Genomic DNA, 16,291 nt, shown 5'->3' on the forward strand with positions numbered 1-16,291 from the left:
AGTTCGGCATCCGTATTATTTCGAAGCCGCACGACGCGCGCGCTTTTTCACCGGTCCGGTGGAGTCGCGCACAACGAGTTGGGGCGGCGGCCCGATCGCCATCGACGGCGCCTGCACCGGCTCGCCGATCAGGCGGATCAGGCTGCTGATCGACAGTTCCGCCACGGCCTCGGTCTGGATCGCGACCGTCGTGAGGGCGGGGCGCACCTGATGCGCCAGCTGGATATCGGTAATGCCGATGACCGACACATCGCCCGGCACCGCCAGCCCCATGCCCACCAGCGCCTGGATCGCGCCGATCGCGAGCAGGTCGTTCGACGCGAAGATTGCGGTGAGTTCGGGGTGCGCCGCCATCAGCGTCAGGCAGGCCGCGTGGCCCGCGTCGATCGAGTCGCGCACCTGCAATTCGGCGGCCGCGCAGGCCACGCCGCCTTCGGCGAGCGCCGCGTGAAAACCGTCCGAACGCGCGTCCTGCAAGCCGCCGCAACCGTCGCCGATCAGCATGCCGATCTTGCGGTGCCCGAGTTCGAGCAGATGCTGCGCCGCAAGCCTGCCCGCGTGCGCGAAGTCGACGGCCACGCAGGGCAGCGCGGGCGGTTTTTCCGGGTGCTCCCACATCGCCAGCAGGATCGGGCCGTTGTGCATCGCCGAGATGCACAGCTCGTTCATGGCAATGTCCGTGTTCATCACGAGCACGCCGTCGGCGAAGGTGCCCGCGATCTGGTTGAGGTAGGCGCGGCCGATCTGCGCGTCGTCGTCGGTGTTGCAGACCATCAGGAAATGACCGGCCTTGCGCGCCGCGCGCTCGGCCGCCAGCACGAACTCCGGATAGAACGGGTTGGCGATGTTCGAGAGCATCAGCGCGAGCGTGGACGAGCGGCCCTGCGCGAGCGCGCGCGCGTTGAGGTTGGGCCGATAGCCGAGTTCGGCGATCGCTTTGAGCACGCGCTCCGCCGTCTCCGGGCGGACCTTCTCGCGATTGCGCAGCACGTTCGAAACGGTGGCCGCGGTAACGCGGGCGCGCCGCGCGACTTCTGTAAGGGTGACCATGTGCTGCCTTTGTTGTGTCGTTTCCCACATTCAGGGACTGCGACTCAAATGTTGCAAGTCGCCGGGGGAATTTGATAATTTTCACCCACACCACGCCGGGAAGGCGATGAGCGCCGGGTATCTCCGTACAGCAATTTAAGCGGTTAAATGCCCGATGCACAAGCCCCCGGCCATATTTATAGCGTAGAATTTAAGCGCTTAAATCCGGAGGAGACAAGATGGCGACGATCCAGTTATCGAACGTCGGCAAGCAATACGGCGACCACGCGCCCGTGATCCGGCGCGTCGATCTCGAGATTGGCCACCACGAATTCTGTGTGTTCCTCGGCCCGTCGGGCTGCGGAAAATCCACCTTGCTGCGCATGATCGCGGGCCTCGAAGAGGTGACCGAAGGCGAGCTGCGCATCGGCGGGCGCGTCGTCAACGACGTGCCGGCGGCCCAGCGCGGTGCGGCGATGGTGTTCCAGAGCTACGCGCTGTTCCCGCACATGACGGTGTTCGAGAACATGGCTTTCGGCCTGAAGATCGCCAAGGTGCCGAAGCCTGAAATCGAGCGCCGCGTGCTCGACGCCGCGCGCAGCCTGCAACTCGACACGCTGCTCGACCGCCATCCCAAGGCGCTCTCGGGCGGCCAGCGCCAGCGCGTCGCAATCGGCCGCGCGATCGTGCGCGAGCCCGGCGTGTTTCTGTTCGACGAACCGCTCTCCAATCTCGATGCCGCGCTGCGCAGCCACACCCGCGTGGAAATCGCGCGTCTGCATCAACGTTTCGACAACGCCAGCGTGGTCTATGTCACGCACGATCAGGTCGAGGCGATGACGCTCGCCGACCGCATCGTGCTGCTGCATGCAGGCGCGGATATGGAGAAGTACGGCAGCGTCGCGCAAAGCGGTGCGCCGCTCGAGTTGTATCACCATCCGAAGTCGCGCTTCGTGGCGGGTTTCATCGGTTCGCCGCGCATGAATTTCATCGACGGCACGGTCGACGCCGTGAGCGAGGAGGGCGTGCGCGTCGCCTGCGCGGGCGGCAACGAGACGCTGCTCGCGAGCGTCGACGGTCGCGGTCTGCAACGCGGCGAGCGCGTGACGCTGGGCGTGCGGCCCGAGCATCTGCGTCTCGATGGCGAAGGTCAATCGATCTCGGGCACGACCGTGCTTGCCGAGCGTCTGGGCGAGCACAGCTATCTGCACGCCGATCACGCGGCCGGCACGCTGGTGGCGAAGGCGCCGGGCGACACGCATATCGGCGTGGGCGAACGGCTGCGCATTCGCGTGCCCGCCGACGCCTGCCATCTGTTCGACGCAGCGGGCCTCGCGCGCAAGCGGCTGGCCGTTGCGCGCACACACGCCGATGCGGGTTCGGCGGCGGCCGCAGCGCTGATCTGATAAAAACGCGATCGCGCGTATTCAGCTTTACCCCGCCGTGAGAGCGGGGCGAGTTTCACAGGCAAGCAGGCAGCACGCAGCACGCAGGTAAACAAGCAGTGAGGCAGTCAACACGCACGCAGTAACCGCATGCAAGACGAGCAAACAACGCACATCTGGAGACAAAACATGTTCGCACAACGCTTCCGCAGCTTCGGCACGCTCGCGCGCGCCACGGCGGCCGTGACGCTGGTGGCCGCCACGCTCGCGAGCGCCGGCGCCGACGCGGCCACGCTCACCGTCAACGTATCGGCGCGCGGCAATCAGCGCTCGACCTGGCAAGACGCTTTCGACAAGTTCAAGAAGGCCAATCCCGACGTCGACCTCAAGGTGTCGTACGTGACCGAAGAGGCCTACAAGGTGCAGATGAGCGGCTGGCTCGCGACCGATCCGCCCGATGTGGTGTCTTGGCACGACGGCGAACGCATGGCGTATTACGCGCAGCGCGGCCTGCTCGAAGACCTCTCGTCTGACTGGGCGAAGAACGGCTGGAACGAGCAATACGCTTCGGTGAAGGAAGCGTCGACGTACAAGGGCAAGCAGTACGCCGCGCCGCTCGGCTATGACGCGTACGGTTTCTTCTATCGCAAGGACCTGTTCCAGAAGGCCGGCATCAAGGAAGAACCGAAAACGTGGGACGAGTTCCTCGACGCCTGCAAGAAGCTCAAGGCCGTCGGCGTGCAGCCGATCGCCGTCGCCGCGCGCGACAGCTGGACGCTCGCCGCGTGGTTCGACTATCTGGATCTGCGCATCAACGGCAACGCGTTCCATCAGCAATTGATGGCCGGTGAAATTCCCTACACCGACCCGCGCGTGAAGAAGGTCTTCACCGCGTGGAAGACGCTGATCGACAACCACTACTTCATGGACAACGCGCTGTCCTACGACGTCGACTCGATCGCGCCGGTGCTCGTGAACGGCAAGGCCGCGATGATGCTGATGGGCACGTTCTTCTCGGCCAGCTTCCCGGCCAACATGAAGCAGGACGTGGGCTTCTTCCGCTTCCCGATCATCGACGCCAATGTGCCGACCGCCGAAGACGGTCCCGTGAACGTGCTGCTGGTGCCCGCGAAGGCGAAGAACAAGGCCGACGCGCGCCGTCTGCTCGCCTTCATGGAATCGCCGCAGATCAACGCCGATCTCGCGCGCGGCTGGGGCCAGCTGCCGTCGAACAACAAGGCGGCCGAGCCTGAAGATGCGATCTCGAAGGTCGGCTTCCAGACGCTCGCGAACACGAAGGGCGGCATCGCGCAGTTCTACGACCGCGACATGCAGAAGGAAATGGCCGACGAAGGCATGAAGGCCATGCAGCAGTTCTATTCCGATCCGACGCAGATCGACGCGCTGCTCGCGCGACTCGAAACCACGCGTCAGCGCATTTACCACAAGTAAATCGCACGTCATTGCACGACGGCCGGTGGCGCGCAGCCGCCGGTCCATCGTGCAAGCCTTCATTCGCTTGATTCGCAATCCGTAATAAATAGCGAGGCCTGAACATGTCCGATACCGTAGCGCGCCCCATGGGGGCGGCGCGGCCGCGTCGCGCTTCCACGTCGCGCCGCCAGCAGAATCGCGCCGCGTTGTATTTCCTGTTGCCGGGCGGCGTGCTGTTCACGCTTTGCGTGATCTACCCGATTTTCAGCAGCATCGCGCTCAGTTTTTATAACTGGGATGGCATGACCGAAAAGACGTTCGTGGGCCTCGCGAACTACATCGAGTTATTCCAGACCGACACGTTCTATACGGCGCTCAAGAACAATCTGCTCTGGCTCGTGCTGTTTCAGCTCGCACCGCCCGTCGGCCTGATGTTCGCGCTCTATCTGAATCAGACGGTGCGCGGGATTCGCATCGTGAAGTCGCTGTTTTTCGCGCCGTTCGTGCTCTCGGGCGTGGTGGTGGGTCTCGTGTTTTCGTGGTTCTACGACCCTACGTTCGGCCTGCTGCGCCTGATTTTGGGCCACGGCGTGCCGGTGATCGGCGATCCGAAGCTCGTGACCTACGGCATCATCTTCGCCGCGCTGTGGCCGCAAACGCCGTTCTGCATGGTGCTCTATCTCACGGGCCTTACGTCGATCAATCCGGAAATCGTCGAAGCCGCGCGCATGGAAGGCGCGAAGGGTCTCAAGCTTTTCTGGCACGTGATTCTGCCGCAATTGCGCCCCGTGACGTTCATGGCGATCGTGCTGACCGTGATCGGCGCGCTGCGCAGCTTCGACCTGATCGCGGTGATGAGCGGCGGCGGTCCGTTCGACAGCTCCACCGTGCTCGCCTATTACATGTACGACCAGGCCATCAAGTATTACCGCGAAGGCTATTCGGCTTCGATCGCCGTCGTGCTGTTCGCCATCATGCTGGTCTACATCGTGTTCCATCTGCGCCGCATGCTGCGCGAAGAACACTGAAATAAGGGAGTTGCCTTTATGTATCCGCTTCCCGTCGAACGCTGGAAACCCGCGAATCGCGCGCTCTATAAACTCTCGCTGCCCATCGCGCTCGTGATCTGGCTGCTGCCGATGCTGGCCGTTCTCGTCACTTCGATCCGCTCCACCGAAGAACTCCAGCAAGGCGATTACTGGGGCTGGCCAAAACATTTCGCCTTATTCGATAACTACGGCGCGGCGCTCACGCAAACGCCCATGCTGCATTACTTCGCCAATAGCGTGATCATTACCGTGCCTTCGGTGATCGGCGCGATTCTATTGGCGTCGATGGCAGGCTTCGCGCTTTCGACCTACAAATTTCGCGGCAATACCGCCGTGTTGTTTGCCTTCGTCGCGGGCAATTTCGTGCCGATCCAGATTCTCATGATTCCGGTGCGCGACATGGCGCTGCGCGTGGGTCTCTACAACACCGTCTGGGCGCTGATTATTTTTCACGTCTCGTTTCAAACCGGTTTCTGCACGCTGTTTCTGCGCAATTTCATCAAGCAGCTGCCATTCGAATTGATCGAGGCGGCGCGCGTGGAAGGCGCGAGCGAATGGACCATTTACTGGCGCATCGTCATGCCGCTCGTGCGGCCCGCGCTCGCCGCGCTCGGCATTCTGGTGTTCACCTTCGTGTGGAACGACTACTTCTGGGCGCTCTGTCTCACCCAGGGTGACGACGCCGCGCCGATTACCGTGGGCGTCGCCGCGCTGAAAGGGCAGTGGACCACGGCGTGGAATCTCGTGGCGGCGGGCTCGGTGCTCGCGGCGCTGCCTTCCGTGCTGATGTTCTTCGCCATGCAAAAGCATTTTGTCGCGGGTCTCACCTTCGGCGCCAGCAAGGGCTAAACGAATCCTCGCGGGTGTCGAAGGTGCTTTTTCCGCTGTTCAACGTTTAACCGTACCGGGTTTTTCACTCATGCAAATCGGAGTCTGCTACTACCCCGAACAATGGCCGCGCACGATGTGGGCCGACGACGCGCGGCGCATGGCCGAACTCGGCATTTCGCACGTGCGTATCGCCGAATTCGCGTGGAGCCGCATGGAGCCGCGCAAGGGCGTGTTCGACTGGGCGTGGCTCGATGAAGCGATCGAAACGCTCGCGGCGCGCGGCCTGAAACTCGTGCTCGGCACGCCCACGGCGTCGCCGCCGAAATGGCTCGTCGATTCGATTCCCGACATGCTGCCGGTGCGCGCGGACGGCACGCGCTGGAATTACGGTTCGCGACGCCATTACGACATCGCCAGCGCCGCGTATCGCAAGGAATGCGAGCGCATTACGGAAGCGATGGCGCAGCGCTATGGCCGGCATCCCGCCGTGGTCGCGTGGCAGACCGATAACGAACTCGGTTGCCACGACACGGTGCCGAGCTATTCGCCCGCCGCGCAGCAGCGTTTTCAGGCGTGGCTCGCACAACGCTACGGCAGCATCGAAGCGCTCAACGAAGCGTGGGGCAATGTGTTCTGGAGCATGGAGTACCCGTCGTTCGAGACGGTCGGTCTGCCCGTGCTCACGCCCACCGACGCCAATCCCTCGCATCTGCTGGACTTCCGCCGCTACATGTCCGACGAAGTGGCGAGCTTCCATCGCGAGCAGGCCGACGTGCTGCGCCGTTATGCGCCGGATGCGGACGTGCTGCACAACTTCATGGGCTTTTTCACGACCTTCGATCACTACGAATTCGCGGCGAACAACGCCATCGACGTGGCGACGTGGGACAGCTACCCGATCGCGCGCACCGAAGTGATCGGCGTGCCGGAAGCGGACAAGGCGCGTTATGCACGCACCGCGCATCCCGATGTGTCGGCGTTCGATCACGACCGTTATCGCGCGATTGGCGCGGGTCGTTTCTGGGTCATGGAGCAGCAGGCCGGTCCGGTGAACTGGGCGCCGTGGAATCCGGTGCCCGCGAAGGGCATGGTGCGCCTGTGGGCCTACGAGGCCTTCGCACACGGCGCGGAGCTCGTGTCGTATTTCCGCTGGCGTCAGTGCCCGTATGCGCAGGAGCAGATGCATTCGGGCCTCAATCTGCCGAATAACGAACTCTCGCCGGGCGGCGAGGAAGTGGCGCAGGCCGCGCGCGAGATCGCGCAAAGCGAGACTTTGCGCACGCTAGGCGCGCCCGCGCGCGCGGCCGTCGCGCTCGTGTTCGACTACGAAACGCAATGGATGTTCGAGATTCAACGCCACGGCGTGGGTTTCGATTATCAGACGCTCGCGTTCGACTATTACAGCGCGCTGCGCGAACAGGGCCTCGACGTCGATATCGTGTCGCGTCACGCGGATCTTTCTGCGTATCGCCTCGTCGTGGTGCCGTCGCTGGCCGTGCTCGACGGCGCGTTTATCGCCAAGGTCGAACAGAGCGACGCGCGCTGGGTGTTTGGCCCGCGTACGGGCTCGAAAACCACGCACTTCGCGATTCCCGGCAATCTGCCGCCGGGGCCGCTGCAACGCGTGCTGCCGCTGCAGGTGCTCGAAGCGGAATCGCTGCGGCCCACGCTCGCGCCCGCGTTGTCGCTCGGCAGCGTGAGCGGCGCGGCGCTGCACTGGCGCGAACACGTGCGTGCGAACGATGGCGCGCAGATCGACGCCACGTTCGAGGACGGCTGGCCCGCGCTGCTGTCGAGCGGCCGCGTGCAATACGCCACGGCGTGGCTCACACACGATCTGCATCGCACGCTGCTCGGCGAGGCGGCACGCGCGGCCGGGCTCGATACGCAGACGCTGCCCGAAGGCGTGCGTCTCGCGCATCGCGGCGGCTTGAGCTTCGCGTTCAACTTCGGCGAAGCGCGCGTGCGTGCGCCCGCGCCTGAAGGCGCGCAGTTCGTGCTCGGCGCGCCGGAACTCGCACGCGGCGATGTCTGTGCGTGGCGCGATCCGCGCTGAGTCGAGGCGATTAACCGAGCCGGGTTGAACTGACCCGGCACGCCGGACGTATCGAACGCATCGTGCACATCGTATGCATGAATGATGCCGTTACGTCCGGACCATCAGGCGGACCGTCGCAGCGTTCGCATGACCCGCCGCATACCAAGGAGGAGCACAGATGAATCGAAGAGACATGCTGTCCTGGCTGGCCTGCACGGCGCTCGCGTCGAGCGCCTCGCTTCCGGGCCTCGCGCGGGCAGGCGAAACGGAAAGCGCGGCGCGTGGAGCGCACGGCGAGCGCCTCGCGATGGGCGCCGACGTATCGACGCTGCTCGAACTCGAAGCGAACGGCGCTCGCTTCTACGATCACGGCAAAGCCGACGACTGCCTGCGTATCTTCAAGCGTCATGGCCTGGACGCCATCCGCATCAAAGTCTGGAATGATCCTGGGAATCCTGATTATTTTCCGGCGAATCAAAGTCCCGCGGCGGGCTATAACAACGCGAAGCACGTGCGCTTGCTCGCCCGCCGCGCCGCCGAACTCGGGCTACGCGTGCTGATCGACTTCCATTACAGCGACTGGTGGGCCGATCCGGGCAAGCAGTATCCGCCTCACGCGTGGGCCGGCAAGGATCTCGCGCAGACCTGCGATCTGCTCGGCGAATACACCACGAGCGTGCTGCGCATGCTGCGCGAAGAAGGCGTGCGGCCCGAGTGGGTGCAGACGGGCAACGAGATCACGGGCGGCATGCTCTGGCCGCTCGGCAAGTACGATCAATGGGACAATCTCGCGACGCTGCTGAAGACCGCGCACGATGCGGTGAAGTCCGTCGATCCGGATATCAAGCACATGCTGCATATCGACAGCGGCGGCGACAACGCCAAGAGCCGCTGGTGGTTCGACAGCGCCGTGCAGCGCGGCGTGAATTTCGATCTGATCGGGCTCTCGTATTATCCGCAATGGCAAGGCTCGCTCGACGATCTGCAGAACAACGCCAACGATCTTTCCGCGCGCTATGGCAAGGACATCATCGTGGTGGAAACGGCGTACCCGTGGACCACGAGCGACGGTGACGCGGAGCCCAACGCGATGACGAATACCGGCACGGCAACGTTCCCGCCGTCTCCACAAGGTCAGGCGCAATTCTTCGCGGCGCTGACGAACGTGGTGAAGAGCATTCCCGACGGACGCGGCAAGGGCATCTTCTGGTGGGAACCCGAGTGGATTCCCACGCCCAATGTGGGCTGGAAGGTGGGCGGCGGCGATCAGTGGGACAACAACACGCTGTTCGACTTCCACGGTCACGCGCTGTCGTCGATCGACGTGTTCAAGACGCCTTAGCGTAGCCCGGCGCGGCGGCCGCGAGGGCGCCGCCGCGTTTCCCTTGTCCGGCTTCATGCTTACCTTGCCGATGAGGCATTCGTCTCATCAATCGCGGCGGCCCGCCGTCGATTCACCTGCTCCAATGCGACGTATTGTCGCCTGCCGCGGACTCGATCCCGCGCCCGGGCGACAAGGCGTCCATTCGGCCTGATTCCCGCGTCGCGGCGCTCGCGCCTTCGGTGGCATACTGCGCCCGCGCGACGCTGCCCGGTTCCCCGCGCGCCCATCAGCCCCTACCTAAAGGATTCTTCATTCTCGCCAATTTCGCCTTTGCGATACTGGATGAAAAGCCGGGCTGAAGGTCACGAGCGCAAATCGGGATGATCGGCGTCCCTATTCATCAGGTTGGAACCAGGTTGGATCATGAGCAAAATCCTCACCATTGAAGACGATCCCATCGTTGGCAGGGACATCACGGAAGAACTCACCAACGCGGGTTTCGAGGTCGAGTGGGCGCGTACCGGCGCCGAAGGCATTGCGCGCGCGCTCAGCCCGGAATTCGACGCGATTACGCTCGATCGCGTGCTGCCCGGCATCGACGGCCTCACGATCGTGAAAACGATACGCAGCGTCGGCATAGAAACGCCGGTGCTGATGATCAGCGCGCTGACCGACGTGGACGAGCGCGTCACCGGCCTGCTGGCAGGCGGCGACGATTACATCGCCAAGCCGTTTTCCGCCACGGAAATGCGAGCCCGCATTCAGGTGCTACTGCGTCGACGAGGACGTCTTCAACAACAGGTGATCACCACGCTGAAAGTCGAAGACCTCGAAATCGACCTGATCGCGCGTTCGGTGACGCGCGCGGATATCGAAGTCAATCTGCCGCCCGTCGAATTTCGTTTGCTCGAATATCTCGCGCGCAATTCCGGGCAGGTCGTGACGCGGACGATGATTTTTCAGTCGGTGTGGGACATGCATTTCGATCCGGGCACGAATCTGATTGAAGTCTATATCGGCAATCTGCGCAAGAAAATCGACCGTGCAGGCCTCAAGCCGCTGATCAAGACGATTCGCGGATCGGGATATATGCTTGGATGAGCCGTATGAAGATGAGCCTATGGCGCAGCGCGATTTTCCGGCTGCTATTGATTTACGGATTCGTGTTTGCAGGCTCGATGTCCGGCGTCGTGTATATGAATTACTGGAATTCCGCTTCCTATACGGCGATGCAGGCGGACTACAATATTGCCTGGCAGTTTGCATACTTTTCCGCGCTACCCGTCGATAAAGTGCCGATGCAGATCGCGGCGCATATTCGCAGCGAAGTGCGCCGTCCGGTCAATTTCTACGGACTGTTCAGCGACAACCATCGGCATATCGCTGGCGATATTCTCGCTTTTCCCGCCAAGGTGCAGCCGGACGGAGAGGGCGTCTGGAGCAAACCCCTGCTCGCCGAGCAGGCCACCGCGCTTCCCGATTACATGCGCACGAAGGCGATGAAGCTGGAGAACGGCGACATTCTGGTCGTTTCGCGCGACGTCGACGAAATGTCCCGTTTGCGCGCCTATATGCTGGGCGGACTCGCATGGAGCGCGGCGATTGTCGTGCTCGGCGGATTGGCGATCGGCATTCTCGTCTCGACATCGCAATTGCGTCGTGTCAGTGACGTACGCCGCGTCGTGCAACAGATCACGCGCGGCGACTTCGAGGCGCGTCTGCCTGAAGCGGGACGCGACGAGATTGCATGGCTCTCCACCATGGTCAATCACATGCTCGACGAAGTATCGCGACTCATGCATGAAGTGAAGGGCGCGAGCGACGGGATCGCACACGATTTGCGCACGCCAGTCATCCATATTCGTTCGCTGTTGGCGCGCATTCAGGGCGATGAATTGTCGGCGTCGCATGCGCAATTGCTGGAACAGGCGCGCGAAGAAACCGAAGACGTGCTGCAACGTTTCGCCGCGATCATGCGGATCTCCGAAATCGAATCGATGAAACGCAAAAAGGGTTTCAGCGATGTCGAAATCGAGGCGCTATGTCGTAAAGCCGCCGATCTTTATCAACCGGTCGCGGCTGCGAATGGCCTGAATTTTTCGGTGGATCTGCGCTCGCGCTCGACCATTCGCGCCGATTATCCGCTGATGTTCGAGGTGCTCGTCAATCTGCTCGACAATGCGATCAAATTCACGCCGGAAGGCGGCACGGTATTGCTGAGTGTGGTGGACGGCAACGACGGCCCGACCATCGTGGTCTCCGATTCCGGTCCCGGTATTCCCGATACCGAACGCACCGCAGTCTTTCAACGCTTTTATCGCAGCGACCTCACCAGCGTCGTGCCGGGCTCAGGGCTGGGCCTTTCGGTGGTGCAGGCCGTGGTTCGCTTGCACGATTTCGGCCTGACGCTTTCGGATGCGCATCCGGGCCTCTGCGTCCGGCTCGATTGCTGGACGCAATTCAAGCGCGACTGAATGGATGGAGGAGAGGGAGCATGCGCATCCTTTGCATCGGCGCCGAGCGACGGCGGCGCTATCTCGCCAGAGCGCTGGAAGAATCGAATCACAGTGTCGTCGAACTCGACGGTCCCGATGACGCCGCCTGGCTCGCCAGCACCGAATATCTCGACGCGATCATCGCGCTCACGAACGGCGAGGCGGAGCACGTTGCCCGCACGCTTGCGGGGAGACCGAAACATACCGTGCTGGTGATCGTCGAGTCGCAGGCCACGACGGAAACGCGCGTCAAACTGCTGGATTCCGGCGTGGATATCTGTTTCGACGAGCCTTGCGAATATGTCGAGTTGCACGCTCGCCTTCAGGCCATCACGCGGCCCGGCAGCCATACGACGCAAACTGCGACGATTACGACAACGCCAGCCAGCGCCTCGCAGCCCTTGCTCTCGCGCGCCACACGCAGCCTGATGTGCAGCGATGGCAATGCGCTGCTGCTCCGGCGTCGCGAATATCTGCTGATGGATCGTTTGCTGCGCAATCCTGGTGAACCGGTTCGTCATGCCGAACTGGTCGATTATGTATTCGGCGAACTCGAGGTGGACCCGACATCGCTACACCGACTGGTGTCCCGATTGCGCGGCCGCTTTTCTAAAGCCGGCGCGCCGGTGAGGCTCGTGGTGATTCCACGTCTTGGTTATCGGGCCGACGTGGACGTGTCGTCGGAAAGCGCAATCTGAAATCAGCGCAATGACGATTGCAATTGCGCGGCCGCCGCCCAATCGTGAATGCGCGACGCCTAAATTATCTTTAACTTTTTGGGGGACTACCTGGCAGGGGGCGTCAGCTAGTCTAATGGTTCGAGTTCAGCGCACTGCGCAACCTATAAAAAAGTCGATCATGAACCTCAAATCAAGCTTGCCTCATCTCGCGATGGCCCTCGTTGTACTGACGTCGAGCTTCGCCGCTTCCGCCGCGACGCATCTTTCGCATCAACAATGCCTGTCTTATCCGTTCAAGAAAACGGTCGGAGGCGTCACGCACGCCGATCTGATGAAAGAACTCGGCGAACTCGAAGCACGCGGCTATCAACCCGGCTCGGACAACGGCGTGTTTCCCGCCGATCTGAATTCGGCGGAGCAAAAGCTCGCCGTCGATTATCGGCATGACTGCGTGGTGGCGCATCCGTAACGAAGGGCTCACGCGCAGCGGATCGATACGAGCGATTCTTATCGCTCGCTTTAACGATTCCGAACACGCATCCTAAAGAAAGCTTCATCTTTTGCGGCGCTGTTTTCGCGGCATGCTTGCTACGATACCGCTCGTTTTCTCGCGTGCGGCGTGGCGGAAACAGCGCAGCATGTCATGAATTCCCTCATACTCTGCGACGCGAACCGGATACCGGACCGCTCTCGCGCACGCATGGCCACGTTCGTGAGCGACGCGGCGCAAACGCGATTCGGCCTCGGTTCACTTCTTCCTGAGCTTCGTCTTCCTTCGCCTTGCCAGCCCGTCGTGCGCGCCGTGAGGTCGACGCCCGAGTACACCCGAATACATGACAAGGAGTTTGAAACGATGAAGATGCGCAAGACGGTGATTTCGCTTTCGATGTTGCTGGCGATCCAGGGCCTCGCGATGGTCACGACGGCGTCGGCTGCGACCAGCGCCCCGGCCGCAGCAGTCACGCAACGGCATGCCGAGCCGATCACCATCCGCAACGTCGTGATCGGCCAGGGCGCACCGAAGATCATCGTTCCGACCACGGGTTCGACGGCGGATGAAGTGCTGGCGCAGGCGCGCGCGATTGGCAACAACCCCGATGTCGATATCATCGAGTATCGCGTCGACTATCTGGACTTCGACACCGACGCCACGCGCGTCGCCGGACTGGGCAAGCAGGTCGCGGCCGTGGCGAACGGCAAGCCGCTCATTCTCACGTTCCGCACCAAGGCAGAAGGCGGTGCGAAGGAAATCAGCGACAAGCAATACGGCGCTCTGTATCTCGCGTTGATCAAGGCGCATTTCATCGATATTCTCGACGTCGAAATGTTCCGTGATCCGGGCGTCGTGCGTGAAGTCGTTGCGGCGGCTCATGCGGCCGGTATCAAGGTCGTGATGTCGAGCCACGACTTCAAGAAGACGCCGTCGACGGAAGAAATCGTGTCGCGTCTGCGCAAGCAGGACAAGATGGGCGCGGACATTCTCAAGATCGCCGTCATGCCGCATAACGCCGCTGACGTGCTGAAACTGCTCGACGCCACCGAACAGATTCGCGACCACTATTCGCGCAAGCCGCTGCTGACCATGTCGATGGGCGGGCTCGGTGCGGTTTCGCGTTTCTCGGGCGAGGTGTTCGGCTCGGATCTGACTTTCGGCATGATCGGCCAGGCATCCGCGCCGGGCCAAGTTGATGCCAAGTCGCTGCGCCAGGTGCTCAATACCATCGACACGGCCGTGAGCGGCAAGTAATCCGCACGACGCTCGCTGAGCAAGCTACATAACGCAGGCCGTCACAAGACGGCTGCGCTGGCTGCTCGCCCTGAAACGCGCGCACCGCGTCATTGAGCGGTGCGCGCGTTTCTATTCAGGCTTCGGTATTCGTCTGGAGAATCTTCTGGGCAAATTCCGCATCAAAGCAGCATTCATGCATAGAACAGAGAGTCGCACTGTTAACTACGGACTCCGTATCATTGTTTTATGCGCGTATCACCCCATCGAATGAAACAGCACAATTCCTTTTTGGGCGCATCGGCCAGCGCTTTGCTCGCCGTTGCCGCCATGGCATCACCGTCCGCGCACGCGCAAAGCAGTCTGACGTTCTACGGCGTGGCCGACGACGCCATCAGCTATGTCAACAATCAGCACGGCCACGCGAATCTATATCTTCGCCAGGGCAATCTGTACGCATCGAAATTCGGCCTGAAAGGCGATGAGATTCTCGGCGGCGGCACGCACGCTATTTTCGTGCTTGAATCGGGCTTCGATCTGAATGAAGGCGAAGCTGCTTCGAGCGGTTCGATATTCAACCGGCAGGCCTACGTGGGCCTCTCCAACGACCGTTACGGCACCGGCACGCTCGGTCGTCAATACACGCCTTATTTCCTGTTCGTGGGGCCGCTTTCGTCGGTCGGTTCGCTGACTGGCGCGGCGGGCGCGCATCCCGGCGACCTCGACGGCATGGACACGACCGTGCGCGCGAGCAACGCGGCCATGTACGTGTCGCCGCAATGGCATGGCTTGCAGGCGGCGGGCATGTACGCGTTGGGCGGCGTGGCGGGGAGCACCGGCAGCGGCCAGACGATGAGCGTTGCGCTGCGCTATGCGCGCGGACCGCTCGCGCTCGCCGCCGGTTATCTGCGCATGGATAACGCGCTCGCCAGCACGGCAAACACGGCAAACGCGGAAGGCAGCACGAACGTCGCATTCGATTCGACGTCGACCGGCTCGTTCGGCGTGTCCGAGGTGAATCAGGGTTACGTCACGGCGCGATCGATGCGCGATGTTGCGATTGCTGGCAATTACACTTTCGGCCCGACGCGCGTGGGATTGATGTATTCCAACGTGCGCTATTTGCCCGGCGCGCGTTCGCTTTTCGCGGACACGGCTTCGTTCAATACGTACGGTGCATTTGCGCGCTGGCAAGTCGAAGCGGACGTCAATCTGGCGGCGGGCATCTCGTACACGATGGCCTCGAAAGGCAATGGTGTCGCGCATGCCGCGCGCTATGCGCAGCTTTCGTTGAAGCAGGGTTATCGGCTTTCCAAGCGCACCGAACTCTACGCGCTCGAAGCGTGGCAGCACGCGAGCGGCCAGACGCTGGGCAGCACGGGGCAAGTGGTGAACGCCGCCCCGGCCGTCGGCGATTCGCAAAACCTCACGGGTTCATCGACACCGACACAGATCGTCGCCATGCTCGGCATCGATATGTCGTTCTGATTGCCGATGCAATACATGGCGACGCGGCGAGGCCCGCATGAGTGAAGCCTCGCCTTATTTTTAATTGAAGCGATACGTCAACGCGATCTGCGCAACCGGATACCAGTGGTAACGCGTGATCTTGTCGCTGAACTTCTGTTCTTCGCTGGCGATATCCTGCTGCGAGACATACGGATCGTAAATCGACGGCACGTCGTACGACACACGCGGACGGCCATACGCCACGCCCAGATCGAACGAGAAGCCCAGACCGAGCGCCGGTTTCTTGTGGCCATAACCGATGCCGATATACGGCATTACGTGCGGCAGCGTTGCTTTCGCGGTTGGCGAAGGACCGAGCGCCGGCACCGACTGGCCGCCGATCTGATAGTTACCCTCGGCATTCGGCGAAAGCGTTGCCGAAAGCGAGTCTGCATTGAAGAGGGCGCCCGCGGTCAGTCTGAACGCGCTCGACGCGAACGGATACAGATCGAGATAGGTGCCGCCCTGTGCGAGCGTGAGGTGCCCGTCGTAGCGGTTATCGTCGACGGTGACGGTGTGGCTGAGGCCGAACCCCGCCGCTTCCGCGTGCATGCCGAAATGCGGCCCGAGATTGATCGCGCCGCCCAGTCCCGCGCCGAGCGTGCCGCCCGTCACATACACTTCCTGCGCCTGCACGGCGGTGGCCGCGCCCAGAATCGCCGCGCCCATCAACGTCGCGCGCAACGCCCAACCCATATTTACCGAAGTCACTGCCTTTCTCCCTGAAACCGGGAAACGCTCGCTATGGGTTCCCCGACGGCATCGACTTTACGGTTCATCCGCGCCTTTCA

At 62.3% G+C, this 16,291-nt stretch carries 14 protein-coding genes; 12 read left to right on the top strand and 2 right to left on the bottom strand.

Going from position 1 to position 16,291, the window contains the following annotated elements; all coding sequences use genetic code 11:
* Positions 1 to 15 precede the first annotated feature (15 nt).
* Entirely contained in the window at positions 16 to 1,050 is a 1,035-nt protein-coding gene (locus G3N97_RS02100) for a LacI family DNA-binding transcriptional regulator (protein ID WP_205991677.1), read from the bottom strand.
* Positions 1,051 to 1,268: 218 nt separating this feature from the next.
* Here G3N97_RS02100 and ugpC point away from each other — a divergent pair, with 218 nt between their 5' ends.
* From ugpC to G3N97_RS02160, 12 genes are all read left to right on the top strand, one after another.
* The gene (gene ugpC / locus G3N97_RS02105) at positions 1,269 to 2,435 is read left to right on the top strand and encodes a sn-glycerol-3-phosphate ABC transporter ATP-binding protein UgpC (protein ID WP_205991678.1); all 1,167 of its coding nucleotides are present in this window, start codon (positions 1,269 to 1,271) and stop codon (positions 2,433 to 2,435) included.
* A 168-nt stretch (positions 2,436 to 2,603) separates the two neighbouring features.
* Positions 2,604 to 3,866: an extracellular solute-binding protein gene (locus tag G3N97_RS02110; RefSeq protein WP_065059220.1), complete on the top strand. Its 1,263-nt coding sequence runs from the start codon at positions 2,604 to 2,606 to the stop codon at positions 3,864 to 3,866.
* A gap of 104 nt (positions 3,867 to 3,970) precedes the next feature.
* On the top strand, positions 3,971 to 4,876 hold the full coding sequence (locus G3N97_RS02115) for a sugar ABC transporter permease (RefSeq protein WP_205991679.1): 906 nt from the start codon (positions 3,971 to 3,973) through the stop codon (positions 4,874 to 4,876).
* A gap of 18 nt (positions 4,877 to 4,894) precedes the next feature.
* Entirely contained in the window at positions 4,895 to 5,746 is an 852-nt protein-coding gene (locus tag G3N97_RS02120) for a carbohydrate ABC transporter permease (RefSeq protein ID WP_205991680.1), read from the top strand.
* Between the two features lie 70 nt (positions 5,747 to 5,816).
* On the top strand, positions 5,817 to 7,784 hold the full coding sequence (locus tag G3N97_RS02125) for a beta-galactosidase (RefSeq protein ID WP_205991681.1): 1,968 nt from the start codon (positions 5,817 to 5,819) through the stop codon (positions 7,782 to 7,784).
* A 160-nt stretch (positions 7,785 to 7,944) separates the two neighbouring features.
* Positions 7,945 to 9,108: an arabinogalactan endo-1,4-beta-galactosidase gene (locus G3N97_RS02130; protein ID WP_205991682.1), complete on the top strand. Its 1,164-nt coding sequence runs from the start codon at positions 7,945 to 7,947 to the stop codon at positions 9,106 to 9,108.
* A 405-nt stretch (positions 9,109 to 9,513) separates the two neighbouring features.
* Entirely contained in the window at positions 9,514 to 10,191 is a 678-nt protein-coding gene (locus G3N97_RS02135) for a response regulator transcription factor (protein WP_205991683.1), read from the top strand.
* 5 nt (positions 10,192 to 10,196) lie between these two features.
* Positions 10,197 to 11,564, top strand: coding sequence for a HAMP domain-containing sensor histidine kinase (locus G3N97_RS02140; RefSeq protein WP_205991684.1), 1,368 nt, complete (start codon positions 10,197 to 10,199; stop codon positions 11,562 to 11,564).
* Positions 11,537 to 12,283, top strand: coding sequence for a winged helix-turn-helix domain-containing protein (locus G3N97_RS02145; protein WP_205991685.1), 747 nt, complete (start codon positions 11,537 to 11,539; stop codon positions 12,281 to 12,283). The genes G3N97_RS02140 and G3N97_RS02145 overlap by 28 nt, the downstream gene beginning before the upstream one ends.
* Before the next feature lie 160 nt (positions 12,284 to 12,443).
* Positions 12,444 to 12,734 carry a DUF4148 domain-containing protein gene (locus G3N97_RS02150; protein ID WP_241030321.1) on the top strand — a complete coding sequence of 97 codons (291 nt, stop codon included), beginning with the start codon at positions 12,444 to 12,446 and terminating at the stop codon, positions 12,732 to 12,734.
* Between the two features lie 384 nt (positions 12,735 to 13,118).
* Positions 13,119 to 14,012 carry a type I 3-dehydroquinate dehydratase gene (gene aroD / locus G3N97_RS02155; RefSeq protein ID WP_205991686.1) on the top strand — a complete coding sequence of 298 codons (894 nt, stop codon included), beginning with the start codon at positions 13,119 to 13,121 and terminating at the stop codon, positions 14,010 to 14,012.
* Between the two features lie 249 nt (positions 14,013 to 14,261).
* The gene (locus G3N97_RS02160; protein WP_205991687.1) at positions 14,262 to 15,479 is read left to right on the top strand and encodes a porin; all 1,218 of its coding nucleotides are present in this window, start codon (positions 14,262 to 14,264) and stop codon (positions 15,477 to 15,479) included.
* 60 nt (positions 15,480 to 15,539) lie between these two features.
* Here the strand turns inward: G3N97_RS02160 and G3N97_RS02165 are convergent, their stop codons facing one another.
* Positions 15,540 to 16,211, bottom strand: coding sequence for a hypothetical protein (locus G3N97_RS02165; protein WP_346778008.1), 672 nt, complete (start codon positions 16,209 to 16,211; stop codon positions 15,540 to 15,542).
* Positions 16,212 to 16,291: the final 80 nt, after the last annotated feature.

The organism is Paraburkholderia sp. Ac-20347 (assembly GCF_017104805.1).
Lineage (GTDB): Bacteria > Pseudomonadota > Gammaproteobacteria > Burkholderiales > Burkholderiaceae > Paraburkholderia > Paraburkholderia tropica.

What these genes read in the sequence shown, in the direction of transcription:
- G3N97_RS02150 (WP_241030321.1), top strand. Translation starts at nt 12,444, where the DNA reads ATGAACCTCAAATCAAGCTTGCCTCATCTCGCGATGGCCCTCGTTGTA.
- aroD (WP_205991686.1), top strand. Translation starts at nt 13,119, where the DNA reads ATGAAGATGCGCAAGACGGTGATTTCGCTTTCGATGTTGCTGGCGATC.
- G3N97_RS02100 (WP_205991677.1), bottom strand. Translation starts at nt 1,050, where the DNA reads ATGGTCACCCTTACAGAAGTCGCGCGGCGCGCCCGCGTTACCGCGGCC.
- ugpC (WP_205991678.1), top strand. Translation starts at nt 1,269, where the DNA reads ATGGCGACGATCCAGTTATCGAACGTCGGCAAGCAATACGGCGACCAC.
- G3N97_RS02130 (WP_205991682.1), top strand. Translation starts at nt 7,945, where the DNA reads ATGAATCGAAGAGACATGCTGTCCTGGCTGGCCTGCACGGCGCTCGCG.
- G3N97_RS02120 (WP_205991680.1), top strand. Translation starts at nt 4,895, where the DNA reads ATGTATCCGCTTCCCGTCGAACGCTGGAAACCCGCGAATCGCGCGCTC.
- G3N97_RS02140 (WP_205991684.1), top strand. Translation starts at nt 10,197, where the DNA reads ATGAAGATGAGCCTATGGCGCAGCGCGATTTTCCGGCTGCTATTGATT.
- G3N97_RS02160 (WP_205991687.1), top strand. Translation starts at nt 14,262, where the DNA reads ATGAAACAGCACAATTCCTTTTTGGGCGCATCGGCCAGCGCTTTGCTC.
- G3N97_RS02110 (WP_065059220.1), top strand. Translation starts at nt 2,604, where the DNA reads ATGTTCGCACAACGCTTCCGCAGCTTCGGCACGCTCGCGCGCGCCACG.
- G3N97_RS02125 (WP_205991681.1), top strand. Translation starts at nt 5,817, where the DNA reads ATGCAAATCGGAGTCTGCTACTACCCCGAACAATGGCCGCGCACGATG.
- G3N97_RS02135 (WP_205991683.1), top strand. Translation starts at nt 9,514, where the DNA reads ATGAGCAAAATCCTCACCATTGAAGACGATCCCATCGTTGGCAGGGAC.
- G3N97_RS02115 (WP_205991679.1), top strand. Translation starts at nt 3,971, where the DNA reads ATGTCCGATACCGTAGCGCGCCCCATGGGGGCGGCGCGGCCGCGTCGC.